The organism is Sphingomonas daechungensis (assembly GCF_014489495.1).
Taxonomy (GTDB): domain Bacteria; phylum Pseudomonadota; class Alphaproteobacteria; order Sphingomonadales; family Sphingomonadaceae; genus Sphingomicrobium; species Sphingomicrobium daechungense.
Map to the genome: position 1 here is coordinate 160,516 of NZ_CP060780.1, position 24,043 is coordinate 184,558.

A 24,043-nucleotide genomic window follows, 5' to 3' on the forward strand; every position below is an offset into this window, starting at 1 on the left:
ATGAAGAAGGTTGCTCGCCCGCGGGTGGTGATTGTCGGCGCCGGCTTCGGCGGCCTTGCGGCTGCCAAGCGGCTGTCCGGCAAAGCCGTCGACGTTACGGTGGTCGACTGCCGGAACCATCACCTGTTCCAGCCCCTGCTTTATCAAGTGGCGACCGCCGCCTTGTCGCCCGCTGACATCGCCGCGCCGGTGCGCTCGATCCTCTCGAAGGCGCCGAACGTGCGTGTCGTTCTCGACGAGGCCATCGGCGTAGATCCGCTGCAACGGCTGATCGAGCTTGGGTCCGGAGCGAGCCTCGAATATGACTGGCTGATCCTGGCGACCGGAGCGCGTCACAGCTATTTCGGCCGCAACGACTGGGCTGCGAACGCGCCTGGCCTCAAGAGCATTGAGGACGCGACTGCGATCCGGCGCAAGATCCTGCTCGCCCTGGAGCGGGCGGAATCCGAGACCGATCCGGACAAACGCCGCGCCCTATTGACGTTCGTCGTCATTGGCGCCGGTCCGACGGGTGTCGAGATGGCGGGAGCGATCGCCGAGCTGGCCCGTCGCTCCGTGTCGAAGGACTTCCGGAGCATCACGCCGCACTGCTCGCGGGTGATCCTAATCGAAGCCGGCGAGCGCGTACTCCCAGCTTTCCCATCTTCCCTGTCGGACGCCGCCAGGCGGTCCCTGGAAGATCTCGGCGTCGAGGTTCGACTCCGTTCACCAGTTCTCGATGTCGGCTCCGGCTACGTCCAGCTTGGCAATGAACTCATCCTCGGCCGGACAATCGTCTGGGCCGCAGGCGTAGAGGCTTCACCGGCCGCCGAATGGCTCGATGCCGAGCATGACACCTCCGGTCGGGTGTTCGTCGAACCAGATCTCCGCGTGAGCGGCCAGGAGCGGATCTTCGCAATTGGGACACCGCCAATGCTGCTGGGCAGGACCGCCGTGCGCTCCCGGCCATCGCTCCCGTCGCCAAGCAGCAGGGCCAGTATGTCGCCGACATCATCCTGGGGCACCCCGCCCTCGCCTTCAAATATCGAGACTTCGGAAACCTGGCCACGATCGGCCGAAGCAAAGCTGTGATCGACTGGGGCCAGGTACGGATGAGCGGCTTCATCGCGTGGCTCATCTGGTCGGTTGCGCACATCTGGTTCCTCGTCGGCTTCCGGAGCCGCATCGCCGTCGGGATCAGCTGGCTGTGGAGCTACGCAACCTATCAGCGGAGCGCCCGACTGATCACCGGAGATCATCCACTCCCTCCATCGCAACCCAGGTGCCCGCAGGCACTCGAAAGGAAATGCGCATGACTCTCGCAACTGAAGTGGCTGAACTCGGCCAGACCGTCCTCGTCCTGCAGGGCGGAGGGGCGCTCGGAGCCTATCAGGTCGGCGTCTACGAAGCGCTCGACGAGGCGGGCATCGCCCCACAGTGGGTGATCGGCACCTCGATTGGAGCGATCAACGCTTCCCTGATCGCCGGCAGCAAGCCCGGCGAACGCGTCGAGAAGCTCTGCGAATTCTGGTCGCGAGTTCAGAACGACCAGCTCATTCCGCAAGGGTTACCGAGCTGGATGGCAAGCGCCGCGCGCAACTTCCGCGCGATCAGCGCCGGCGTTCCGTCTTTCTTCAGCCCGAACCCGATGGCCTTCCTGAGCCCGCACAACCGGCTGGGCGCCGACAAGGCCGGCTATTACTCTGTCGATCCGCTCAGGAGGACGCTCGAGGAGCTGATCGACTTCGATCAGCTCAATAAGGGCGGGACCCGCATCACCGTCGGCGCGTCAAGCGTGAAGACCGCGGAGATGCGTTATTTCGACTCCCGCGACATGCCGCTGCAGGTTGAGCATGTGCTCGCTTCTGGCGCGTTGCCGCCAGGCTTCCCGCCGGTCCGGATCGACGGTGAGCTTTATTGGGATGGCGGCATCCTCTCGAACACACCGGTCGAGGTCGTGTTCGACGACAATCCGCGAAAGGATAGCCTGGTCTTCGCGGTGCATATCTGGAACCCGCATGGCCCCGAGCCGGAGACGATCTGGGAGGTGATGAACCGCCAGAAGGACGTCCAATATTCGTCTCGCGCCGCGGCGCACATCAAGCGCCAGCGGCAGCTGCACAAGATGCGGCACATCATTGCTGAGATGAGCAAGATGCTTCCTGAAGATAAGCGCCGCGACAACCGCGTTTCGGAGTTCGCATCCTACGGCTGCCTGACGCGCATGCATGTCGTTCGCCTTCTAGCGCCGGCGCTCGATTACGAGGACCACAGCAAGGATATCGACTTCAGCGCCAACGGCATCCGACAACGCCGGGAAGCGGGTTACCGGGACACGATGGAAACGCTCGGCAAGGCCCCGTGGCGCGAGCCGGTCGACGACATCGAGGGCTTCATCCTCCACGAGGCCAGCGGCGGGCGAATGATCCACACGGCTGCTGCCAGGTGATGCGCCCGGCGCATGCGTCGAGCGCATGGAAACAATGAGCAATCGCGATTTTTCTTGAGGGCTCCAAACCGCGAAAATCCGGAGCAGAGGCAAGGAGAGATCCAATGTTCAGAAGTTCGAAGCTCCACAAGAAATTCCTGGCGGTCCTGTTGCTCGCCGGTCCGGCAACCGTCGTGACACCGGTCATCGCCACGGTAGCGAAAGCTGCAACTCCGGTCGCCAGCGCTCACGCTGACGGTGTGATCAAGCAGAAGAGCGATTATGGGTTCGATGAGACGGTGACCCGCATCAGGGCGGACATCGCCAAGAAGGGTATCCGCTTTTTCGATGAGATCGACCACACCGCGCTCGGAGCGTCGGCCGACCTGCCGATCAACCGTTCAAAACTGCTGCTGTTCGGCAATCCGCCGCTCGGTGTGCAGTTCCTGCAGGCGAACCCGGTTGCCGGCCTCGATTGGCCCGTCCGAATGCTCGTAACGCAGGACGACGACGGGACGGTCTGGGTCAGCTGGAGCGACTTCAACTTCGTCGCCAATCGCTATCAGCTCGCCGACCGCGACAAGCAGATTGCCATGGCAGGCGAAGTCGCGGCCTCCATCGCTTCTTCGACGAGGAAGTGACCATGCAGCGCTTTACATCGCCGAACGAGCGGATTGTCGGTCCGCTTCCTCGCAAGGACATCCTCGCGGTTTGCTTCTTCCTCAATCGCCAGCCGCAGGCACGCCGCGCGGCGGAAGAGCCGGAAGCACACCTCGACCGCCTCGCTGCGGCCGCCCGGATGCAGTGAACCCACAAGCACATTTCAGCCTATTGAAAAGGGCCTTCCCGCCTTGAGCGGGGGCTCCTTTGGGCTTACCGGATCGCGTGGCTTATCCTCGCGGCCGCAACGGTCTTTGCATTGGCTACAACGCTGCCAGCAGGTTCAATGCAGCCGCTGGTGCTCGGCATCAGACTGGTAAAATCGGCAGTCCTGATCGCTGTCGCGATCGTCCTGATCTGGCGCCGTCAGCGCGATCCGGTCGCGGCCATCCTCGCACTCGCCCTCCTGTGCTGGACTATCACCAGCAGCATCGACTTCACGTCAGCTGAAGTCTGGCCGATGCTTCTCGAACGCCTGCGCTTCCTGCTGTTCGCTTGGGCACTTCTACTCTTCCCGTCCGGAAGATGGCGACCGCGCTGGACGCGGGCAGTCGCCGTGGCGAGCGCAAGCGTCTTCCTCATCGGAACCGCCGAAGTCCTGGGGCTGCTTGGAACATCAATCTTCCTGCCACTCGCAATCGGTTGCGTCCTCGGTGCGATCGCGTCTCTGATTCAAAGGTATCGGACCACCAGCAGCGATACCCTCCAATTACAGCTGAAGTGGGTCGCATTCGGCCTAGTGACCGGCATCGGCCTGATCCTAGGCGCCCGCGCTGGAGCCGCCCTTAATGGGCCGCGCCTTGCCTTCGAAGCCATGTTCCAGCTCGGGATCGTCTTCGTCGCGCTGGGATTCCTTGTCCCGCTCCTGCGTTACCGTCTCTACGACGCAGAGACGGTCATCAGCCGGTCGGCGGGCTACGCCGTTCTGACCGTTATGCTGGTTGCGGTCTTCGCCGGAAGCGAGTCACTGATCGAAAACCTCGGGCAGCAGTATCTCGGGTCCGGGATTGGCCAGGTTTCCGGCGCTATGGCGGCAGCGGTCGCTGCGGTCCTGCTGGCTCCGCTCAACGAACGCATCAGCAAGTGGGCCGAGCGGCGGTTTCAACGCGACCTTGTCGAGCTCAGAGAGCAATTGCCAGATCTGCTGGCCGAAGCACCCTTGTCATGGACGCCCCGTCAGGTTGGCGAGGCCGTCCTTCCCCGGGTCCGAAACGCGCTTCACGCGATGAGTGCGGCCCTGGTGCTTAGCGACCAGCCGATCGCCGGAGACGGCATAACGTTGAAGGAGGTCGCTGGCAGCGCCGCGGAATTCAGCCTCGATTTGCCGCTCCGCTGCCCGTTTGGAGGACGACAGGGCTCGTTGCTGATCGGACCTCGTCCGGATGGGACAGCTTACGGAAAGGACGACGTCGCTGCCCTCGAAGCCATAGCTCCGGCCCTACGCCACGCTCTCCTCGCTTCGAGGCAGCGAGAGAGAGACCGCCGCAACGAGACCGCGAGGAACCGCCGCCTGCGCGCCCGGCTCGCCAACTTCGCGCAACGACTGGAAAAACTTGAGGACTTGAGCCCGGAACGGGAACCTAGGCGAGCTGCACCTTCCGCTCGAGGAGTGCCAGAGCATCGCCAACCGTCACGCAGGCTTCGCTCTCATCGTCCTCGATAAGGATATTCAGCTCATTCTCGAACCGCATCGCGAGTTCAACCATGTCGAGGGAGTCCGCGCCGAGCGCCGAGAACGGCGCCTCGTTGCGGACCGACTTCAAGTCGATCGCGAGATGCTCGGCAATCAGTGCCTTCGCCACATCGGTCCGCATCTTGTCTCCAACGACTTAACGCTGCGCCGAGGATTGCCCGAACACACCCATGTTGCAACTGCGAACGACAATGGTGCGGCGCGAAATATTCACGGCGCCCGCGAACTTGTCACGAAAACATTTGCTGGTTGTTCAACGGGCTGGGCTCGCTAGGGGGCGGCATGATACCAGCAGACCAATGTCGCACGATGGAAGACGTCCGGGCCAGCGTCGATGAGATCGACGAGCAAGTCGTAGGCCTCCTAGGCTCTCGTTTCCGCCTCATGGAAGCCGCCGCCCGGATCAAGCGCAACCGGGGGACGTCCGCGATGAGGAACGCAAGGCGGCCGTCATCGCCCACGTCCGCCGACGCGCCGAGGAGGTCGGAGCGCCTCCCGAGCTCGTTGCGCAACTCTACGATCTCCTGATCGAAGGCTCGATCGCATACGAATTTGAAAAATTCGACGCTCGCTGAACTACTAAACGGGCGGGATCGTGCTTTCGGTGGTGAGAACGCCCGGAAGCTGCCGAACGTTCGCGAGCAGGTGCTGGAGGTCCGACTTCGAGCCGCCCCCAAGACTGAGGTAAACGGAAGCCAGCCTTGAACGCGCGCAGGGAACGACCCTGATTGAGCGCAGGTAGAAGCCGCTATCCTCGACCGCGCTCAGAACCGGCGCAACGGGGTGGATCGATTGATCGATCTCGACGGACATATGGCACATTGGCCTTTTCCTCCTTTGAATTGCAGACAATAAAAAACCCCGCTCCGGGTCCCGGAGCGGGGTCTTGGATCTCTTGATGTTGCTTCGTTCAGCTAGTCAGAGGTCACTCCCGCTCCGGAATGGAGACGTACGATTACGAGTGCCGCTGCTGCGAAGGACGCAGAGACGCGAGCTTTGTGGGTCAGCAATGTGCCAACAGTGATCACGCGAATCCTACTCCTTTGAGACGCAAGGTGTCGCCAATCAGGCCGCTTGTCGAGTGCGTGCTACGCAATCACGCCGCCGCATCGACCGCGATCTGCTCGAAAAGCCAATTGTGGAAGATCCGGATCGGCTTGCGATCAAGACCCTGGCGATTGCACGCAAACCAGTAGGCGTAGGGGCTGACGGCCGACCGTCCGAAGAATTGCACCAACCGGCTGTCGTTCGATGCCTTGAGATGGCTGTCGAGCATGAAAGCGATCCCCAAGCCGCCGGCAGCGGCGTCAAGGATCAGCTGACCGGCGTCGAAATAGCTGATTTCCGCCGGCTCCAGCTCAGGCATACCGATCGATGTTCGCCAGGCGTCAAATCCCTTGGGCAAGTCGCGGTGAAGCAGGATCTGAACGTTGCGGAGGTCGGCGGGCGTCCGCACGACGTCGAGCAGGTCGCGCGAGCCGATCGCCACGATGCTGCCGCGTTCAAGCATCCGCGAGTACAGCTTCTCGTCGACCTTGTCGGTGATCGCGATCGCGGCATCCAAACCTTCGCCCAGGCGAGCAATGCGATCGGCCCCCGTATCGACGTCGATTGACAGCTCGGGGTGACGGTGTCGCAACTCTGGCAAGAGCGGCATCAGCCGCTGCGAGGCGAAAAGCGAGGGAACCGCGATCCGAATCCGCATGCGCTCGGTCTCGCCTACCCTCGCAACGGCGGAAGACAGTGCTTCAATGTGCGGTTCGATGTCGGCCAGGAACGCCTTGCCACGCGCATTGAGGTGAACCGAGTTGCTCTGACGCTCGAACAGCGACGTGCCGATGAATTGTTCAAGCGACTGGATACGCCGGGTCAGCGCCGGGGACGAAAGTGCAAGCGAGTCCGCGGCCGCCTTGATCGAGCCCAACCGCGCCGCGTGGACGAAGGCCTGGATCGATCCCAACGGTGGAAGCCTTCGCAATGCGCCACTCCAGCCTTGTGCAGCGCAGCATTATGCTGCTTGTTCTGATCTGGGCAAGAAAAAAGGGCCTTCCGGGGAGAGAGAGTGGAAGGCCCTGGTAACGTAGGAGAGGACCGCGTTACCGGCCCGCTCTTTGTGGGTTAGGAAGACCATTGCTGCAATTGCGAAGAGTGCATTCGCATATGCACAATTCGCAACCGCGATCAGCCGGAGTTTCGTAGCGCGGTCGCGATGGCGTTGATGGTCAGGTGAATACCATCCTGAACCTTCTGGTCGGTCTCGCCCGACCGAAAGCGGCGCATGAGCTCGATCTGCAGATGGTTGAGCGGCTCGATATAGGGCAGACGCAATCGGATCGAGTTCCGGAGCTGCGGGCTTCGCTCAAGAAGGCTCGTTTCGCCAGTGATCTCAAGCAGCGCATCATGGGTACGATGCCACTCGTCGCGGATCCGGCCGAACAAATGTGCTCTTGCCTGTTCGTCCTCAACCAGCTCGGCGTAACGGGCACTGATTGCGATGTCGGACTTGGCCAGGACCATCGCGATATTGTCGAGCGAGGTCCGGAAGAACGGCCAGGCTGCGAACATTTCACGTAACGCACCCAGATCCTGCGCGGCTGACGCCGCCGAGCCGACGCCATACCATCCGGGCAGCATCACGCGGGCCTGGGCCCAGCTGAATACCCAGGGAATCGCCCGAAGGTCTTCGATCCGGTCGGACTTGGTGCGACTGGCGGGGCGCGATCCGATATTCAGCGTCGCGATCTCCGAAAGCGGAGTCATCTGTCGGAAGAACGTTGGAAAGCCGGGTTCGTCGTAGACTAGGCTCCGATATTCCGAGAACGAGACGGCGGAGAGACCATCCATCACTTGAGCGAAGCGGCGCCGATCTGCTTCGGAGAGCTGGTCCTGTTCCAGTGAGGCGAGTACGGTCGCCGCCGTCATCGCCTCGAGGTTTGCAGCGGCGATATCCGGCGTCGCATATTTTGCGGCGATGACTTCGCCCTGCTCGGTGATGCGAATGCGGCCCTGGACTGTGGCCTTCGACTGAGCGCGAATCGCTCCGAAGCTCGATCCGCCGCCTCGGCCGACTGCACCGCCGCGACCGTGGAAAAGCTGCATATGCACGCCCGCGTCCGCGAAAACCGCCGCAAGCGCCTCGCTTCCCTTGTAGAGGCTCCAGACCGATGTGAGATAACCGCCGTCCTTGTTGGAGTCCGAGTAGCCGATCATCACTTCGGCGTGCCCGCGCTCTGAGACCGCCGTCATGATTTCCGGCAACTCGAGCCACCTGCGGACGACTTCCGGAGCCCGTTCAAGGTCGGCGATCGTCTCAAACAGCGGAACCGCCAAGATGTCCGCGTGCGGAGCACTGCTCGCGCTCCACAGGCCCGCCTCCTTGAGCAGGACGTGAACCTCAAGCAGATCCGATAGCTGCTCCGTCTTGGAGATCACATGGTACTCGATGGCGGCCGGCCCAAACAGCGCATGTGCCTCGGCAGCGCCGCGCATGATCGCAAGTTCAGACTGCGTCTGGTCGGAATAGCTCAAAAACGGGCTCGACAGCAGGCGCTCCGATCCGAGTTCCTTGCGCAAGAGATCGACCCGCTCCTCTTCCGACAAGGCCAGGTAATCGGGCTCAACGCCCGCCGTGGCGAGCAGCTCGGCGACCACCTTTTCGTGGACGTTGGAATTCTGGCGAAGGTCCAGTGTCGCCAGGTGGAAGCCGAAAGTCTCAACCGTTCGAATGAGCCTTCGTAGCGGCGCATGAGCGGACAACAGTCCGTTGCCTTCGCTGGCAAGCGCATCGACGACGGCCTTCAGCTCGCCGGAGAACTCGGCCGGTGCTTCGTACGGCTCGGCTTCGAGCCGCGAAGGTCTCGGGGGTCCTTGCCCCTGTTTGCATGATAGGTCGCAGCGAGCCGCGCGTAGATGCCGCTGATGGCTCTACGATAGGGCTCATCCGCTCGCGCGGGCGATGCGTCGTGAGAGCGATCGGCGAGCACTCGCAGCTCGGGAGTCACGTCCGCCAATTCCGCGGAAATCGACAGCTCCGCGCCGAGCGCGTGGACCTGATCGAGATAGTGAAGCAGGATTGTCTCGCACGAGCGGCCCAGCGCTAGGCGCAGAGTTTCGACGGTGACGTTGGGATTGCCGTCGCGATCGCCGCCAATCCAGGTGCCGAGCCGGAGGAAGCTCGGGGCCTCTGACCAAGCACCCCTCCCAGCGTCCGTACAGCCGCGGCAACACCGGCAGAAAGATGTCTCGCATGTAGGAGACCGCGGTCTCGACCTCGTCGGCGACGAACAGTCGCTCGCGCCGCAGCGGCCGGGTCAGCCAAAGGAAGGCGACCTGGCGGGCAAGTGCCTCTTCGACACGCTCTCCGTCGAGGGTCTCCGAACGCCCCTCGTCACGCAATCGCATGAGTTCGGCGATGCGATTCTTGTGGTCGATCATGCTCTTGCGACGCACTTCCGTGGGGTGCGCCGTCAGCACGGGCATGATCAGGCCGTTTGCGAGAAGTTCGGCGATCTGCTCCTGACCGGTGCCCTGCACCTTCAGGATCTCCAGAGCTTCCGCCAGCGTCGCATCCGGCTCGGCAGCTTCCGCCTGCCGGTCTTCGGCGAGGTTCGCGAGCATCGAAAAGAGCATGAAACCGCGGACGAAATCGAGCGCCTCATCCTGGCTGAGGGCCGCAAGGCCAGGGTCAACTGCGTCGTCGTCGGCGATAACTCCGCGATACCGGTCCACGGACGTTGAGCGGATATATTCAATCCGGCGGAATAAAGTGTCACCACCGAAGCGGCGAATGACGTCGCCGAGGATGCGGCCAAGAAAGCGGATGTCGGGATTCTGTTCGACCGACCGGGCGCCCTTCGCGACGGAAGCGACTTTCGAGTCCTGTTCAGCGACCGTTGTCATCGTCTGGCTCAGCTACGCCCTAATCTTCCCTGATGGCAACGAACGGGCCGGCACTTGCGTGCCGACCCGCCACAACTGCTGAGCACGCCTCGGATCAGTAATTGTACGCCCGTTCCCCATGCTCGTTGACGTCGAGGCCCTCACGCTCGGCGTCAGGTGCCACGCGCAATCCGGTCACAGCCTTGGCGACGTAGATTGCGATGGCCGTTCCGATTGCGGCCCAAGCGATGGTGGTCGCGACGGTCAGGAACTGGGTGACCATCTGTCCGCCAATCGCATAATCCGCGCCGCCCGGGCCTCCGAGCGCAGGCGAATAGACGATGCCGGTGCCGAGCGCTCCGATCATGCCGCCGATCCCATGGATACCGAAAGCATCCAGGGAGTCGTCGTAGCCGAGTTTCGGCTTCAACTTCGCGACGGCGAGGTAGCAGACGACTGATGCGACCGCGCCAAGCACGATGGCGCCGAACGGCCCGCTATTGCCCGCCGCCGGAGTGACGGCAACGAGCCCGGCGATAACGCCCGAGCAGAAGCCGAGCGCCGACGGACGGTGACCGGCAAGCCTCTCGACAAGCATCCACGCCAAAGCCGCCGAGGCGGTTGCAACGAACGTGTTGATCATCGCCAGCCCCGCCGATCCATTCGCTTCCAGCGCAGAGCCCGCGTTGAACCCGAACCAGCCAACCCACAGCAGGCCAGTGCCGACACTGGTGAGCGTCATCGAATGCGGGAGCATGGGCTCGTTCGGATAGCCGACTCGCTTGCCGAGGATCACCGCGGCAACGAGCGCGGAGACGCCCGCGTTAATGTGAACGACCGTGCCACCCGCGAAATCCAGCGCGCCCATCTCAAAGAACAAGCCGCCAGCCGCCCAGACCATATGCGCAATTGGGAAGTACACGATCGTCAGCCAGATCAGCGCAAAGACACAGGTGGCCGCGAACTTCATCCGTTCAACGACGCTGCCCAGGACCAGCGCGACGGTGATCGCCGCAAAGGTCATCTGGAAGCAGATGAAGACATATTCCGGAATGGCGACGCTGTCGGTGAAGGTCGCCGACGTGGACTCGCTCGTGACACTCGCCAGGAAGAGCTTTCCGAACCCGGAAATGAAGGCGTTGCCTCCGTCGCCGAATGCCATTGTGTAACCCCAGCACACCCAGACGAGGATCGCGATCGCCGCGACGGCACCAATCTGCGTCATCGTCGAAAGCATGTTCTTGGCGCGGGTCAGGCCGCCGTAGAACAATGCGAGACCCGGCAGGATCATCATCAGGACCAGCACCGTCGAAGTCATCATCCAGGCGGTATCGCCCTTGTCGACGGTCGGAGCCGCCGGAGCGGCGGCGGCAGCGGCGTCCTGCGCCCAGGCGGGCATGGCCGCGAGCATGCTTAGCGCCATCGCCGAGGCGGCGACGGCTGACTTTTGAACAAGCTTCATGGAATTCACCCCTCTCAAAGCGCGTCGGCGCCGACGTCGCCGGTGCGGATGCGGAGCGCCTGCTCCACGTCCAGGACGAAGATCTTGCCGTCGCCGATCGAGCCCGTGCGCGCGGCGCTGCTGATCGCTTCGACGACATGCTCGGCAAGCGAGTCCTCGACGACGATTTCGAGTTTGATCTTGGGCACGAAATCGATGACGTACTCGGCGCCACGATAAAGCTCGGTGTGGCCTTTCTGACGGCCGAAGCCCTTCACTTCCGTGACCGTGATCCCGGCGACGCCGACGTCTTGCAGCGACTCCTTCACCTCATCGAGCTTGTGCGGCTTGATGATCGCTAGAACCAGTTTCATTCAGCGCTCCCCCCTCAGAATGCCACGCCGAGAGTTGCCACCACGCCAGCCTTGCTGATGTTGCGGCCGCTCGGGCTGTACAGAGACTTGTTGGTGTCGACGTAGGAGATGCCCGCCGACAGGTTCTTGTGCGTTACGGTCGCCCCAGGCTCCAGTCGGAATAGCCGTCGCCGATGGTCAGATAGCTCGGACCGAAGCTGTGACCGAAGTGCGCGGTCAGGCTGACCGGAGTCTTCGGAATGGCGTACCCCAGGTCGCCGGCGAGATAGAGGTTGTCTTCCTTGCCGTTACCGACGGTCAGTGCCTTCTGCTTCGGAGCATAGGCGATGGTGCCTGTAAGCGTCGCAGCGCCCATCGCCTGGCTGATCTTCAGGTAAGGCTCGGCGAAGTCGGTGTTGGCGCCGCCCGAACCTGGATAATAGTAATAAAGGAGACCGCCATCGATCGTGGTCGATCCGAACGTCTTCTTGTAGCCGAAGATCAGGTCGAGCTCTGCATCAGCGCCCGCCGCGACGTAATCGTCAATCGATGAGCCCCACACGGATCCGTAAACGCCGGAGCTGTGCCCGACCGTGAAAGTCCCCTGGATGGCGAACCTCTTGTCGGTCTGCGAAATGCCGCGAAAGCGGTAATCGGAAACGACGGTTGCGCCGCCGTTGACAGTGAATCCGCCGCCCAGGTCCTCAGCCGCCGCAGGGGCAGCCATGGAAATAGAGAGCAACGCAGCAACGTAACACGATACTCGAACGAAACCTGACATGAGGATCCTCCCAGAAGTGGTGGCCTCTCTCCCAGCTTCGGCAGCGTTTCCCCGCGCCGCGTCTGCTGCAACAAAATGGACACATTCTTGCTGCAGTGCACAACGCGAAATGTTAACGCTCACATAAGTGTGAGCACGCGCACAGATTCAGGCGTTCGGAATCTGAAAGAATTAGGATCCCAAACGGGTGAATCCGCGGTTCAAATCCGCGATCAGATCGTCTGGGTCTTCGAGACCTACGGACAGGCGCAATAGGTCGGCAGAGATGCCCGCTTTCTCCTGAGCCTCAACCGGCATCCCACGATGAGTCATGGTCGAAGGAGTACAGATCAAAGTCGAAAATCCGCCGAGCGAAGATGCAAGCGTGATCAAGTCGAGGGCGCCGACGAATCGGTCGGCAACCGGCTTACCTCCACGAAGTTCGAAGCTGAGCATGAATCCGGGCCCGAACTGTTGCGCTGCAACAAGCTCTGCGCCGTCCGATGAATCGAGCCCAGGATAGTACACCGCCTTCACCTCCGGTCGTTCAGCGAGCCATTCCGCGATTCGGGTCGCGGTCGCTTCCTGCCGATCGATTCGCAGCGGCAACGTCCGAAGCCCGCGCACGATCTGGGACGAGTCAAACGCGGAGCCGTTCAATCCCCCGGCGTTCGACCACCACTCCAGCTCTTCAACCATTGCCGGATCACTCGCGAGAAGTGCGCCGCCGAACAGGTCGGCATGACCATTAAGAACCTTGGTCGTCGAATGACAGACAAGGTCGCAGCCAAGATCGAGCGGCCGCTGGCGAAGTGGCGAAAGCAACGTGTTATCGGCAATCGTAAGCGCGCCGCGCGACCTCGCTGCTGCAGCCCGCCTTCGGATGTCGGTGATCCGCATTAGCGGATTGCTTGGCGTCTCGATCCACAGCAGCGCGAATTCATCCTCGATCGCTCTATCGAACGCCGCGTCGTTTGTTTGATCGACAAACGTGCACCGGATCTTGCACTGACGCTCCAAAGCTTCGAGCAGCCGATAGGTGCCGCCGTAGCAGTCGTGAGGCGCAATTACGCGGGCGCCAGCGGGTAAGCGCAGGAACGCGAGTAGTGCCGCCGCTTGCCCACTGTTCGTGACTACGCCACCCGCGGCGCCCTCGAGCTCGGACAAGGTTCGGATGAGCATCGCTCGGTTGGGATTGACCGTGCGCGAATAATCGAAGGCCGGCTTTTCGGCGGGGCTGGCCCATTCGAACGTGTCCGTTGGCCAGATCGCCGGTCCGACGCTGCGGTAGGCGGGGTCCAGATCCGGGTGCGCCGCCGCGACAATCGTGCACGGCTTCTTCGGCTTGCTCATTCCTCGCCGGCCACAAAAGGCGCGATCAGCGATCCGACGCGCTCTGCTTCCTTCAGGAACATGTCATGGCCGTACAGGGAGTCGAGCAAATGGAGCTGAGCGAGGTCACCGAGCCGCTCTGCCAGCGTCCGGAGCTGTTCGGCAAAGACAAGCTGATCGCTTTCTGCGCCGATGATCAGACACGGCACCTGGATCTTCGTCGGGTCGACATCGTGCCGGTCGATCGAGGCCGAAAGGCTCAGGAAGCGACCCGGGCACATAACTGAGCAGAAAGCCTGTCCCGCGAGCGTAAATAGGCCCCGGCTCAGATCCGGAGAGGACGCCGTCATCGGCGATTCCTCCCTCAAACCTTTCCTGGAATTCCGCCGGTGTGCGGTAGGTCAGCATCGCCAGTCCGCGCGCGATGGACAGTGCCTCTTCGCCGCAGCCAGCGGCTTGGCCCAGGGCAACGACTCTCCGCTGAAGTTCGCGTGCTGCGGTACTGGTGGGATGCGGCCTTTCCGCAGCAGACACGATTACCAGGCGCGAAACGCGGTCCGGCTCCGCCTCGGCCAAAGCCAGGCCAACCATCGCGCCATATGAGGCACCAAGTATTGCTGCTGGACGATCGATCCCGATCGAGTCCAGGGCCGCGGCGAGAACCCTCGCCTGCTCAGCCGTAGTCGGGGCGGACGTTCCGCTATCGTCGGCCGCGAAATCGACGCCGACGATGTAGAAGCCGCGAGGGTCAATCGATTGCCCCTGGCCGATAAGGTTCGACCACCAGCCTGCAGAACCCTCCGGCGTCAGCGAAGGAAAGCCGTTAGCCGAAATACCGCCGAGGACGACAATGGGGGGATTGGAGGGATTGCCGAGCGCCGAGGCGCGAACGGTGTCGCCAAACCGCCGGAGATCGGGCGGCACAGGAACATCGAACACCGTCAGAAGCGGGCGCGACGTCGATGGACCTCGGCCTTCAGAGGTCACCTCTTGCGCATTCGATGTGTCGAGACACGGCAGTACAGACAGCTCCATAACCCTTCCTTCGGGAGCCGGGTGACACTGCCTATTGAGCCCGCTTCGTTGCCCTTTCGGCCGCATCGCCCCGCTCGGGACTGCCACCTTGCCCGGGAGGGCAGGTTGGCGTGGGTCGTTGGCCTTTTGGCCGCCAGCCCACTCTTGATGCTTCCCGCGGCCCAGAAGAGCCACGTTGGATCCCAAACTATGCTGCAGCGCAGCTTAACGTCAAGTTATAAGTTGGCTTCGCCAGGCGTTCCGCCCTCGAGGCCGAGGCTCCGCCGGGCCGGACTTGAATGACCGCGCATGAGCGATTCGGCAACATCCGGCTGACCACCATCAATGGCGTCTACGATCGCGTGATGCTGGTAATGTCCTGAGAGAAGGATGGGATAAATCTCGTCTAGCGGAATGCGATTGAAGGCCACGACGTTGGGTGCGACGAACGGTATCGAATAGACCCGATGAATGAGGTCGCCGAGCAAAGGGTCCTGAGCGCCGCTGACAATCAAGTCGTGAAAGCGCATGTTCATGTCCGCGTAGGCATTCTCGTCATTCTTGACGACATGACCCTTGGCGAAAATCGCGTCGCCTTGCGCGAGCGTGTCCCGCAACTCCTCGACAATCGTCCCGCGATCTTCGCGAGAGGCTAGCTCGCGAGCGGCGTAGCCTTCCAGGACACAGCGGATTTCAGTAGCCCTGTAACTGTCCTCAACCGTGAAGTTCCGAACCGCATATCCCCGCTTTCCGGCAGGTTCGAGCAGTCCCTCGCTTGCAAGCGCCGGAAGCGCATTCCGAACCGGCGTTCTCGAAACACCGAGGCGCTCGGCAATCGCAGCCTCCGCTACGCGCTTGCCGGGCGGAAGGATTCCTTCGACAATCAATTCCCGAATTCGTTGGGCTACTCGACTGTCCACACGCCGCTCTTGATTGGATCCATGAGATAGCTCCCCTCTCTCGCCGTCACTCATAGCCGGAGGGGAGAAGTCCAGTCTATGGCCCGAAGCTCCAAGCTCACTGTTTCTGTCGCCCGAAATCGGGAGCTGCAACGTCCTGGCCTTCGTAGATGATTGCCCTGCGGATCGCGCCGGTTCGGCTGAACCAATCGAACAGCGCCGGGCCATCAGCTTCGCGAATGGCATTCTCGAGGCTGCCCAGATCGGCGAGAAACCGACCCAGAACGTCGAGAACGGCCTCTTGGTTAGCGAGGAACACATCGCGCCACATCACCGGATTGGATGCGGCGATCCGAGTGAAATCGCGGAACCCGCCGGCCGAATATTTGATGACTTCCCCTTCGGTCACGGCCTCCAGGTGCGACGCAGTCCCGACGATCGTGAAGGCAATGAGGTGCGGCAAATGGCTGGTAATCGCCAGGACCAGATCGTGACGCGCCGCGTCCATGATTTCGACGCGCGCGCCAAGCGCGTCCCAGAAGCTAACGAGCCTGGCAATGTCGGCTGGATCGGTGGAGTCCTCAGGAGTCAGAATACACCAGCGATTGCGGAAGAGGCCCGCAAAGCCCGCTTCCGGACCGCTGTTCTCGGTCCCTGCAATCGGATGAGCCGGGATGACGACAGCGTCAGGGAGAGCCGCCCGGATTTCCCTCGCGATCAACCCTTTGCCGACCCGACATCGGTGACGATCGTGCCGGGACGGAGGTGGGGAGCGATGGAGATCGCCGCCTCGGCCATGGCTCCGACGGGAACGCAAAGAATTACGAGGTCCGCGCCGGAAACAGCCGCCTCAGAGCCTTCAGCAAGAAGGTCGACCAACTGCAATGAAGCGGCCCGGTCGCAAACGTCCGCGCTCACGTCGAACCCATTCAGTCTCACACCCGGCATCGCCTCGCGAACTGAACGCGCGATGGAGGACCCGATCAAGCCAAGGCCGATCACGGTAACACTCTGAAATGGCGGCGAAATGGAGGTCACGCCCGAACACCTCGTCCGGTCTGGCGACCTTGGGATCGATATCCGACTGGCTCTCAAGTTCGGCGCAGACAGCCTCGAAATCATTCTCACGGACAATATCAAGGACATCTTCGAACCGGTCGATCACGAAATAGGTCTTCTGGAATTCGTCCGGGCGATACCGCGTCCGCAACACCCGCTTCAGGTCGAACTTGAGACGGTGAGGCCGCGGACTATCCAGGCTGTAGTGGGTTTCACCGAAGCTCGACACGATGCCCGCGCCGTAAATCTTCGTCCGTCCATCCTCGCGGGCCAGCCCGCATTCGATCGTGTACCAATAGAGACGCGCAACGCGCTCGATCTCGCCTAGCTCGACCGCCTTGAGTCCCAGCTTGCCGAGCTCGACCATGAAATCCGCGACAGCCGGCTGAGCCAGCAGCGGCACATGGCCGAACACATCGTGGAACACGTCCGGTTCGCCGAGATAATCCATCTGCTTGGCAGTTCGCATGAAGTTGCCGGCCGGAAAGCGGCGGCTGGCGAGATGCTCGAAGAAGACGTCGTCCGGAATCACGCTTGGGACCGCGACGATCGTCCACCCTGTCCGCGCACCCAGCTTCTCGTTCAGCTCTTCGAAGTTCGGAACACCCGGATGCGACAGGTTGAGGATGTCGAGGCCGTCTTCCAGCGCCCGGACCACCTTGTCGTGCAGCAAGGTCTTCTGGCGCGCAAAAAGGGTGTTCCAGACCCAGTGGTCCTCGTCCGTCAGCTCTTCCCAGTGCTGGGGCACGGTCCAGTCGCTGGCGGCACCTTCGGGCGGCTCGGCGCCCGCCGGAGCGCGGTGTTGATGCCGGCTCGGCTCCAGCAAGGTACGCGGATGGCTCATTGGTTTCCCTTGGGAATGAGAAGGTTGCGAAGCTCTTTGCCCGGTGCGGGCGGACGAGCTCCAAAGAACAGTTCGAATGCCCGGGCGGCCTGGCCTACGAGCATGGTCAGGCCATCCACTGGCAAGCCTCCGCCGGCGCGACCCGCTACAAGGAATGCGGTTTCGATCGGCGTGGTAACGAGATCGAATATCGTCGCCGCGGCGGCATGTCGCCCGACCGCGTCGACCAACATGTCCGGCATCGGTTCGGCGCCGACCATTCCGAGCGGGCTCGCATTGATAATCGCCGCCGCGCCTTCGAACGCCTGTTCGGCGTCCACGATCTGCACGAACTTCATGGTCGTTGAAGGAGCAAGGCTCCGCAGTGCTTCGGAACGCCCAGGATCGCGCGCAACCACTGAAATCCTTGCTGCGCCGCGGTCGGCGAGATAGGCGACAACGGCTCGCGCCCTCCCCCGCACCGATCAATGCGGCCGACTTTCCAGCGAGATCGAGAGTATCTAGCGCGGCCTCGATCCCGTCGAGATCCGTGTTGTGGCCGACAAGCTTCTCCAAGCCGCCCGCTCGCCTCCTTTCGATGCAGTTCACGGCGCCGACTTGGGCTGCCGAAGCTGAGATCTCATCGAGGGCAGGGATCACGTCGACCTTGTGCGGGATCGTCACGTTGCAGCCCAGCCAGTCGGGGTTGTTGCGACGGTCTGCGAGGAACGGCTCGAGCTCGGTCGGCTGGACCTGCGTTGCTCGATAATCCGCGTCGATCCCAAGTTGCTGAAGCCAGAACTTGTGAATGATCGGCGACTTCGATTGAGCGATCGGATCGCCGATGACTTCCGCAAAAGGGGCCCTCATGGCGCTTCGTCCAGGAAAGCGGCAACGTCCCCATATCGACGGTCCCATCGACGAACGCCTTGCCGATACCGCGAGTCAGGATGAAGGTCGTTCGCCCAGCGGCATGCTTCTTGTCGCGCTCCATATTCGCGGCGAGTTCTTCTCCACGTCCCTGCATTTCGACCTCGGCCAGCGTCGTCGGCAGACCAGCGGATCGGAAATGCTCGCGAACTCTGCGTGCATCGTCCGGACCGCAGAGTCCGCGTTCGGCCGAGAATGCAAATGCCAGCACGCACCCGAGAGCCACCGCCTCGCCGTGAAGCAGCCGGTCCGAAAAGCCCGTAGCCGCCTCAAGCGCATGCCCGAAGGTGTGCCCGAGGTTCAGGAGCGCACGGCGCCCCTTCGTCTCGACCTCGTCTTCTTCAACGACCCGCGCCTTGCCAGCGATTGCCACCGCGATGGCATGGGTTCGCGCTTCCGCTTCGCCGTCGAGCACGGCCGGCCCATTTCTTTCGAGCCACTCGAAGAATTCGGGATCCTCGATCAGGGCATATTTGACGACCTCGGCGTAGCCGGCCCGCACCTGTCGCGGGTCAAGACTGTCGAGCAGCGACGGATCGACGATCACCAGCGCCGGTTGGTGGAAAGCCCCAACGAGGTTCTTGCCCGCCGGGACATTGATTGCGGTCTTTCCGCCCACGCTGCTGTCGACTTGCGCCAGCAATGTGGTCGGCACTTGAACGAAATTGCATCCGCGATTGACGATCGCAGCCGCGAAGCCAGCGAGGTCGCCGACCACTCCGCCGCCGAATGCGACTACATGATCGGTGCGCTCGACACCGTTCTCGATCAGCTGGTCGATTACGGAAGACAGCCCCGCCCAGCTCTTGCTCGCCTCGCCTGCCGGGATGACGATCGGAACGGCCCTGGTCGACCCGAGCCCCGCCTGGAACCGGTCACCCAGCAAGTCCCAGACAATTTCGTCACTAATCACGAGCAGGCGGCCGTCGCGAGCCATCGGCTCAAGATGCCCGGACAGGCGATCGACCAGGCCCCGTTCGATCAGGATTTCGTAGCTGCGGCCGCCCAGCGCGACCCGAATCGTCTTCATGAGGTCAACCGCACTGCGCCCGATGCAGCAGCATCTGGTCCGCAAGAACGAGCGCCATCATCGCTTCGACCACCTGAACTGCACGAATACCGACACAGGGGTCGTGGCGACCCTTGGTCACGATCTCCGTTTCCTGACCATCGCTGTCGATGGTTGGAACGGGCGTCAGAATCGACGACGTGGGCTTGAAAGCCACCCGAACGACAACGGGCTGCCCGCTAGAAATCCCACCAAGAATGCCGCCAGCGTGGTTCGAAAGGAAGGTCGGGCCCGCACGCATGGCATCGGCATTATCCTCACCGCGCAAGCGCGCCGCAGCGAATCCATCGCCGATCTCGACACCCTTGGCTGCATTGATCGACATCATCGCGGCCGCGAGCTCTGCGTCGAGCTTGCCGTAGATCGGCGCACCCCAGCCGGCAGGCACGCCGTCCGCTACGCATTCCACAATCGCACCGAGCGATGAGCCGGCCTTGCGAGCTTCATCGATCTTCCGCTCCCACCGCACGGCTGCGGCCGGATCAGGGCAATTCAACGGGTTCGAATCGATCGATTCGGCGTCGAACGCTTCCCGGTCGATCGCGTCCCCGCCAAGCTCGACAAGGTACCCGCGGATGCTCACGTCCGGTACGATCAGCCGCGCTACTGCGCCTGCCGCAACTCGCACAGCCGTCTCGCGAGCGGAACTTCGTCCCCCACCCCGCCAGTCCCGGAACCCGTACTTCGCATCATACGTGTAATCGGCGTGGCCGGGGCGATAGGCCTTCGACACATCCGAATAGTCCTTCGAACGCGGATCCTCATTCTCGATCAGCAGGCTGATCGGAGTGCCTGTCGTGCGTCCTTCGAACGTTCCGGACAGAATGCGGACCTGGTCGCTTTCACGGCGCTGGGTCGTGAAGCGGCTCGCACCCGGGCGCCTTTTGTCCAGCCACGGCTGGATGTCCGCTTCGGACACCTCGATCCCTGGAGGGCAGCCGTCGATGACCGCACCGATCGCCGGCCCGTGACTTTCGCCCCAGGTCGTCACGCGCAACACCCGCCCGAAGGTGTTGAGGCTCATCTCTCACCTCGCGCAACGATCGCAAACCGGGTCGCATTGTCGGGGCGATCGTGGACGTCCCGCCGTAGGATTGTGAGACCATAGAGGTCGGCAGCCGCCTTGGACGCAAGCACGCCGCGATCGGGGTTCGTCAGCATCTTCGCGGCGACGGCGGTGTTCGAAGTCTCTTCTGTCCTCACGCCCATTTCCGAAAGCGTTTGGGTGCATTGCAGGAGCGCAACCGGGTGGCTGACGACCGTGCGGATTTGCTCGAGCTTCGCGGAAGGCATCCCAAGCAGATGCATCCGCACGGGCAGGCTATGCTCTTCAACCGTGACCAGGCCAGCCTTTTCGACGAGTTCGCGGGCTCCTGTTTCACCGGCAGCATTGTTGGCGATCGGGAGCATTCCGAGGTCTACGCTGCCGCTCTCCACGGCGTCGACGACATCCGAAAAAGTGGGCAGCGCGATCGGCTCATGCTCGGGACAAACCGCAAGCAAGCCTCGTGGGCAAACGCCCCTTCAGCTCCGGAATACGCGACCGTCACGAGATGCTCGCGCCGAGCGATTGCATGAGCGGAACGAAGTCGGGAAAACTGGTGGCGATCATGTCCGCGCTGTCCACCCCGATCGGCTGCTGCGCCGCAAGGCCCATCACCAAAAAGCTCATCGCGATGCGATGATCGTGATGAGCCTGTACGTTACCGCCGCCCTCGGAGGCGCGCCGCGCCCTTCGACGATGAGGCTGTCGCCTTCTTCCCGCGCTTCCACACCGCATTCCAGCAGGCCGGCAACGATCGCCGCAAGCCGGTCACTCTCTTTGACCCTCAACTCGGCGAGCCCGTGCATCACAGTCCGACCTTCAGCGAAAGCGGCCGCGACTGCCAGAATTGGATATTCGTCGATCATCGACGGAGCTCGGTGCGCTGGGACTTCGACGCCGCTGAGCGACGACGTCGCCACGGCTAAATCCGCTACCGGCTCGCCACCCTCGATTCGTTCGTTCTTGACCTGAATTCCTGCACCCATCTCACGCAGCGTGATCAGCAGGCCGGCCCGGAGCGGGTTCAACATGACGTTGCGAACGGTCACCTGAGAACCTGGGACAATTAGCGCAGCGACAATCGGAAAGGCTGCCGACGACGGGTCTCCGGCTATCGTCACATCCGTTCCGATTAGTGAGCGGTGTTGCCCCAAAGCGATCCTGCTCCGCTCGGTCACCACCTCGCAGCCGAATTGGCGGAGCATGTTCTCGGTGTGGTCGCGGCTCGGAGCAGGCTCGATTACATCGACCTCGCCGTCGGCCCGCAGGCCGGCGAGCAGTATGGCGGATTTGACCTGGGCAGATGCCTTCTCGTTCATGAAGCGGATGCCCGTCAGGCCGCCGCCGTGGATGGTCAGAGGAAGCGTGCTTCCCTCCGTCCGCGCGCCCATGCTCCTGAGCGGCCCAAGGACTCGCTCCATCGGACGACTGCTCAGCGACGCGTCGCCCGTGAACGTTGCGCTTATTGGAAAGCCGGCCACAGCGCCCATCAACAGGCGTGCAGCCGTGCCGCTGTTACCGCAATCGATCGGAGCGGCCGGAGACTGCCATTTCGCCCCGCGCACGATCCATTCCCCGGGACCGACGCGCTCCGTTCCAGCGCCCAGCGCACCGACGGCGACTGCCGTCCGCAACACGTCGTCGCCTTCCAGCAAGCCGCGAATGCGCGTGACGCCATCGGCCATTCCGCCGAGGATCAATGCCCGGTGCGACATCGACTTGTCGCCAGGCATTTGAATTTCCCCCCGCAAGGGGCCGGAACGACTGGCAGTGAGACAGTCCCGCGCTTCGATTTCGGCCACCATGGTCATGCAGCGTTGGCGCGCTTAGCCTGATCCGCCACCATCGCTGCAACGGCGTGGGCGACGTCTAGCGCCTGGGCTTCGTTGAGGCGCGGATCGCAATGCGTGAGGTACCTGCGGCCTAGATCCTCGCGGGCTAGGTTGATGCTGCCGCCGAGGCACTCTGTCACGTCCGACCCCGTCATCTCCAGGTGGATGCCGCCTCCGTGGACGCCCTCGGCCTCGGCGATCTCGAAGAAAGTCCGGACTTCCTTCACGATATCGCCGACCATGCGGGTCTTGAGACCCTCCACGGTCCGCGTGTTGCCGTGCATCGGATCAATGCTCCAGATCACCTTACGGCCTTCGCGGCAAGTTATGCGCATCAGCTCCGGGAGGTGCTCCGCGACCTTGTCGGCACCGAAGCGGCCGATCAGGACGAGCTTCCCGGGCAGATTGTCGGGATCGATACGGTCCATCAGGCGGAGGAAATCGTCGGCGTTGATGCTTGGACCACACTTCAGTCCGACAGGATTGCCGACGCCGCGAGCGAACTCGACATGAGCGCCATCCAGTTGTCGGGTCCGGTCGCCGATCCACAACATGTGACCGGACGTCGCCCACCATTGCTCGCTCGCTTCGTCGAAACGGGTAAGCGCCTGTTCGTAGTTGAGAAGCAAGGCTTCATGGCTCGTGAACATCGAGATCGGACGCGGAGGCTCCTTCAATCCGACTTCGCGATGGACTCGCGGCAGGTCCGCGTAGGACGCGGATGCGTAGGCCTGCAGCAATTCGATGGTCACCTGCGCCTGACGATGAGCATCGAGGAGCCGCTTCGGATCGGGAACACGAGCCAGAGAAGTGAAAGCCGGGCCGTTTACGGCGTCGCCCCTGTAGCTCGGAAGCGTGACCTCGCCGATCGTCTCGACGGGTGACGAACGTGGCTTCGCAAATTGTCCGGCAATCCGTGCGAGGTGGACAACATCGCTCCCGGCTGCCCGGACGATCGCACCCATGCGCAACAGTAGGTTGTAGGTTACCCGGACTTTGTCGGCATCGAACTCCGCGAAGCTTTCCGCGCAGTCGCCGCCCTGCATGATGATCGCCTCACCATTCGCGACCCTTGCGAGCGCTGCCCGCAGGTGAATGATGTCCGCGACCTCGACGAGAGGTTCCGAACCGGCAAGCCGGCGCTCGACACGCGAAAGCGCCTCGGGATCGGGATAGTCAATCAGCTGCTCGGCCGGACGCGATCGCCAGGCCCCGGGCGTCCAATCGGATTTCGGTTGATGAGCTTTGGCCTCCGCCGGCGATTTTGCCTGAATCGCGACATTCTCGGCGGATACGCGACCCACCGCAAAAGCGACATTTCGGCCATCTTCCGACTGGAGTACGTCAAAGACCCTGAGCTCGCCCTCGGTCTCCGGGATGGATTCCGTGACGATGGCGATCGCTTCGCCTGCGAGCGCCGCACGAATGGCGTGTGCCTCGCTCGCCGCCCAGCGAACCGATGCCGCCGAGCCGAAATGGGCGCGAACGCGCGCCTCCAGCAGTTCCGGATTGTCGGACGGGCCAGGACGAGGTCGGTCATGGCCTGCGCCTGAAGACTGTGGGCCATAATCTCGCGCCAGACCTGCTCGATCAGCATCGGCGCAGCGCGATCGGACCGATCCTTCAGCCGATCGAGGATCTGCACCTGACGCTTCGGCCGAATCTTCAGGTGGCGATCGCCTTCGGCATCCTTGCGCGCCGCAATATCGGCGGACGCCGCTAGCCGTTGCTCGATCAGGTCGAGGATCTGGTCGTCGATCCGGTCCAGATTTCCTCGCAGCGCAGCGAGGTCCTGCAGTTGTTCCTGGGTCACGTTGGTCTCGTTCTTGTGCCGCTTATCGGTGCGGC

22 protein-coding genes, 7 pseudogenes and 1 riboswitch are annotated in these 24,043 nt (G+C 62.6%); of the genes and pseudogenes, 7 read left to right on the forward strand and 22 right to left on the reverse strand.

Features of this window, described 5'->3' with window-relative positions; translation table 11 throughout:
- From H9L15_RS00845 to H9L15_RS00865, 6 genes are all read left to right on the forward strand, one after another.
- Positions 1–1,071, forward strand: a complete 1,071-nt coding sequence (locus H9L15_RS00845; RefSeq protein WP_223276373.1) for an NAD(P)/FAD-dependent oxidoreductase — start codon at positions 1–3, stop codon at positions 1,069–1,071.
- The gene (locus H9L15_RS16530; RefSeq protein ID WP_223276374.1) at positions 1,068–1,295 is read left to right on the forward strand and encodes a hypothetical protein; all 228 of its coding nucleotides are present in this window, start codon (positions 1,068–1,070) and stop codon (positions 1,293–1,295) included. Before H9L15_RS00845 ends, H9L15_RS16530 begins: the two co-directional genes overlap by 4 nt.
- On the forward strand, positions 1,292–2,428 hold the full coding sequence (locus H9L15_RS00850) for a patatin-like phospholipase family protein (RefSeq protein ID WP_187714853.1): 1,137 nt from the start codon (positions 1,292–1,294) through the stop codon (positions 2,426–2,428). Before H9L15_RS16530 ends, H9L15_RS00850 begins: the two co-directional genes overlap by 4 nt.
- 104 nt (positions 2,429–2,532) lie before the next feature.
- Positions 2,533–3,048 carry a DUF302 domain-containing protein gene (locus H9L15_RS00855; RefSeq protein WP_187714854.1) on the forward strand — a complete coding sequence of 172 codons (516 nt, stop codon included), beginning with the start codon at positions 2,533–2,535 and terminating at the stop codon, positions 3,046–3,048.
- A gap of 2 nt (positions 3,049–3,050) precedes the next feature.
- Positions 3,051–3,215 carry a hypothetical protein gene (locus H9L15_RS00860; RefSeq protein WP_187714855.1) on the forward strand — a complete coding sequence of 55 codons (165 nt, stop codon included), beginning with the start codon at positions 3,051–3,053 and terminating at the stop codon, positions 3,213–3,215.
- Between the two features lie 138 nt (positions 3,216–3,353).
- Positions 3,354–4,730 carry a hypothetical protein gene (locus tag H9L15_RS00865; RefSeq protein WP_187714856.1) on the forward strand — a complete coding sequence of 459 codons (1,377 nt, stop codon included), beginning with the start codon at positions 3,354–3,356 and terminating at the stop codon, positions 4,728–4,730.
- On the opposite strand, the gene H9L15_RS00870 is transcribed toward H9L15_RS00865, so the two are convergent.
- Entirely contained in the window at positions 4,648–4,881 is a 234-nt protein-coding gene (locus tag H9L15_RS00870; RefSeq protein ID WP_187714857.1) for an acyl carrier protein, read from the reverse strand. The genes H9L15_RS00865 and H9L15_RS00870 overlap by 83 nt on opposite strands.
- 188 nt (positions 4,882–5,069) lie before the next feature.
- On the opposite strand from H9L15_RS00870, the pseudogene H9L15_RS00875 reads away from it, so the two are divergent.
- Positions 5,070–5,335: pseudogene (locus tag H9L15_RS00875) on the forward strand (chorismate mutase).
- Positions 5,336–5,339: 4 nt separating this feature from the next.
- Here the strand turns inward: H9L15_RS00875 and H9L15_RS00880 are convergent.
- From H9L15_RS00880 to H9L15_RS19985, 21 genes and pseudogenes are all read right to left on the reverse strand, one after another.
- Positions 5,340–5,582, reverse strand: a complete 243-nt coding sequence (locus tag H9L15_RS00880; RefSeq protein ID WP_187714858.1) for an ACT domain-containing protein — start codon at positions 5,580–5,582, stop codon at positions 5,340–5,342.
- Positions 5,583–5,856: 274 nt separating this feature from the next.
- Positions 5,857–6,738: a LysR substrate-binding domain-containing protein gene (locus tag H9L15_RS00885; RefSeq protein WP_187714859.1), complete on the reverse strand. Its 882-nt coding sequence runs from the start codon at positions 6,736–6,738 to the stop codon at positions 5,857–5,859.
- A gap of 203 nt (positions 6,739–6,941) precedes the next feature.
- Positions 6,942–9,659, reverse strand: a pseudogene (gene ppc, locus H9L15_RS00890) (phosphoenolpyruvate carboxylase).
- A gap of 94 nt (positions 9,660–9,753) precedes the next feature.
- Positions 9,754–11,100, reverse strand: coding sequence for an ammonium transporter (locus tag H9L15_RS00895; protein ID WP_187714860.1), 1,347 nt, complete (start codon positions 11,098–11,100; stop codon positions 9,754–9,756).
- A gap of 14 nt (positions 11,101–11,114) precedes the next feature.
- The gene (locus H9L15_RS00900; RefSeq protein ID WP_187714861.1) at positions 11,115–11,453 is read right to left on the reverse strand and encodes a P-II family nitrogen regulator; all 339 of its coding nucleotides are present in this window, start codon (positions 11,451–11,453) and stop codon (positions 11,115–11,117) included.
- Between the two features lie 133 nt (positions 11,454–11,586).
- Complete coding sequence (locus H9L15_RS00905; protein ID WP_262984853.1) at positions 11,587–12,159, reverse strand: TorF family putative porin; 573 nt, start codon at positions 12,157–12,159, stop codon at positions 11,587–11,589.
- 225 nt (positions 12,160–12,384) lie between these two features.
- Positions 12,385–13,545 (reverse strand): trans-sulfuration enzyme family protein, encoded by a 1,161-nt coding sequence (locus H9L15_RS00910; RefSeq protein WP_187714862.1) that lies wholly within the window; start codon positions 13,543–13,545, stop codon positions 12,385–12,387.
- Entirely contained in the window at positions 13,542–13,805 is a 264-nt protein-coding gene (locus H9L15_RS16535) for an alpha/beta hydrolase family protein (protein WP_223276734.1), read from the reverse strand. Before H9L15_RS16535 ends, H9L15_RS00910 begins: the two co-directional genes overlap by 4 nt.
- A 265-nt stretch (positions 13,806–14,070) precedes the next feature.
- A pseudogene (locus H9L15_RS19980) lies at positions 14,071–14,625 on the reverse strand (alpha/beta fold hydrolase); the annotation flags it as partial.
- A riboswitch (SAM-I-IV-variant riboswitch) is annotated at positions 14,594–14,715 on the reverse strand. (Overlaps the previous pseudogene by 32 nt.)
- Positions 14,716–14,774: 59 nt before the next feature.
- Entirely contained in the window at positions 14,775–15,425 is a 651-nt protein-coding gene (locus H9L15_RS00920) for a GntR family transcriptional regulator (protein WP_262984854.1), read from the reverse strand.
- A 130-nt stretch (positions 15,426–15,555) separates the two neighbouring features.
- A pseudogene (locus tag H9L15_RS00925) lies at positions 15,556–16,466 on the reverse strand (prephenate/arogenate dehydrogenase family protein).
- Positions 16,467–16,566: 100 nt separating this feature from the next.
- Positions 16,567–17,340 (reverse strand): annotated as a pseudogene (phhA, locus tag H9L15_RS00930) (phenylalanine 4-monooxygenase); the annotation flags it as partial.
- Positions 17,337–17,738 (reverse strand): hypothetical protein, encoded by a 402-nt coding sequence (locus H9L15_RS00935; protein ID WP_223276602.1) that lies wholly within the window; start codon positions 17,736–17,738, stop codon positions 17,337–17,339. The pseudogene phhA and the gene H9L15_RS00935, both read right to left, overlap by 4 nt.
- 238 nt (positions 17,739–17,976) lie before the next feature.
- A pseudogene (locus tag H9L15_RS00940) lies at positions 17,977–18,237 on the reverse strand (hypothetical protein); the annotation flags it as partial.
- 49 nt (positions 18,238–18,286) lie between these two features.
- A pseudogene (aroB, locus tag H9L15_RS00945) lies at positions 18,287–19,279 on the reverse strand (3-dehydroquinate synthase); the annotation flags it as partial.
- A gap of 4 nt (positions 19,280–19,283) precedes the next feature.
- Positions 19,284–20,342: a chorismate synthase gene (gene aroC, locus H9L15_RS00950; protein ID WP_187714865.1), complete on the reverse strand. Its 1,059-nt coding sequence runs from the start codon at positions 20,340–20,342 to the stop codon at positions 19,284–19,286.
- Positions 20,339–20,821 (reverse strand): prephenate dehydratase domain-containing protein, encoded by a 483-nt coding sequence (locus H9L15_RS00955; protein ID WP_187714866.1) that lies wholly within the window; start codon positions 20,819–20,821, stop codon positions 20,339–20,341. The genes aroC and H9L15_RS00955 overlap by 4 nt, the downstream gene beginning before the upstream one ends.
- A 43-nt stretch (positions 20,822–20,864) precedes the next feature.
- The gene (locus H9L15_RS19280) at positions 20,865–20,990 is read right to left on the reverse strand and encodes a hypothetical protein (protein ID WP_317617553.1); all 126 of its coding nucleotides are present in this window, start codon (positions 20,988–20,990) and stop codon (positions 20,865–20,867) included.
- Positions 20,987–22,096, reverse strand: coding sequence for a 3-phosphoshikimate 1-carboxyvinyltransferase (aroA, locus tag H9L15_RS00960; RefSeq protein WP_317617554.1), 1,110 nt, complete (start codon positions 22,094–22,096; stop codon positions 20,987–20,989). The genes H9L15_RS19280 and aroA overlap by 4 nt, the downstream gene beginning before the upstream one ends.
- Before the next feature lie 74 nt (positions 22,097–22,170).
- A complete protein-coding gene (locus H9L15_RS00965) occupies positions 22,171–23,469 on the reverse strand; it encodes a 3-deoxy-7-phosphoheptulonate synthase (protein WP_187715732.1) in 1,299 nt (432 codons plus the stop codon).
- Entirely contained in the window at positions 23,376–24,008 is a 633-nt protein-coding gene (locus H9L15_RS19985; RefSeq protein ID WP_187714867.1) for a chorismate mutase, read from the reverse strand. The genes H9L15_RS00965 and H9L15_RS19985 overlap by 94 nt, the downstream gene beginning before the upstream one ends.
- Positions 24,009–24,043 lie beyond the last annotated feature (35 nt).

What these genes read in the sequence shown, in the direction of transcription:
- H9L15_RS00870 (WP_187714857.1), bottom strand. Translation starts at nt 4,881, where the DNA reads ATGCGGACCGATGTGGCGAAGGCACTGATTGCCGAGCATCTCGCGATC.
- H9L15_RS00855 (WP_187714854.1), top strand. Translation starts at nt 2,533, where the DNA reads ATGTTCAGAAGTTCGAAGCTCCACAAGAAATTCCTGGCGGTCCTGTTG.
- H9L15_RS00905 (WP_262984853.1), bottom strand. Translation starts at nt 12,159, where the DNA reads ATGGCTGCCCCTGCGGCGGCTGAGGACCTGGGCGGCGGATTCACTGTC.
- H9L15_RS00865 (WP_187714856.1), top strand. Translation starts at nt 3,354, where the DNA reads ATGCAGCCGCTGGTGCTCGGCATCAGACTGGTAAAATCGGCAGTCCTG.
- H9L15_RS00850 (WP_187714853.1), top strand. Translation starts at nt 1,292, where the DNA reads ATGACTCTCGCAACTGAAGTGGCTGAACTCGGCCAGACCGTCCTCGTC.
- H9L15_RS00895 (WP_187714860.1), bottom strand. Translation starts at nt 11,100, where the DNA reads ATGAAGCTTGTTCAAAAGTCAGCCGTCGCCGCCTCGGCGATGGCGCTA.
- aroC (WP_187714865.1), bottom strand. Translation starts at nt 20,342, where the DNA reads ATGAGCCTCAACACCTTCGGGCGGGTGTTGCGCGTGACGACCTGGGGC.
- H9L15_RS00900 (WP_187714861.1), bottom strand. Translation starts at nt 11,453, where the DNA reads ATGAAACTGGTTCTAGCGATCATCAAGCCGCACAAGCTCGATGAGGTG.
- aroA (WP_317617554.1), bottom strand. Translation starts at nt 22,096, where the DNA reads ATGCCTGGCGACAAGTCGATGTCGCACCGGGCATTGATCCTCGGCGGA.
- H9L15_RS00860 (WP_187714855.1), top strand. Translation starts at nt 3,051, where the DNA reads ATGCAGCGCTTTACATCGCCGAACGAGCGGATTGTCGGTCCGCTTCCT.
- H9L15_RS00845 (WP_223276373.1), top strand. Translation starts at nt 1, where the DNA reads ATGAAGAAGGTTGCTCGCCCGCGGGTGGTGATTGTCGGCGCCGGCTTC.
- H9L15_RS00910 (WP_187714862.1), bottom strand. Translation starts at nt 13,545, where the DNA reads ATGAGCAAGCCGAAGAAGCCGTGCACGATTGTCGCGGCGGCGCACCCG.
- H9L15_RS19280 (WP_317617553.1), bottom strand. Translation starts at nt 20,990, where the DNA reads ATGAGCTTTTTGGTGATGGGCCTTGCGGCGCAGCAGCCGATCGGGGTG.
- H9L15_RS16535 (WP_223276734.1), bottom strand. Translation starts at nt 13,805, where the DNA reads ATGTGCCCGGGTCGCTTCCTGAGCCTTTCGGCCTCGATCGACCGGCAC.
- H9L15_RS00880 (WP_187714858.1), bottom strand. Translation starts at nt 5,582, where the DNA reads ATGTGCCATATGTCCGTCGAGATCGATCAATCGATCCACCCCGTTGCG.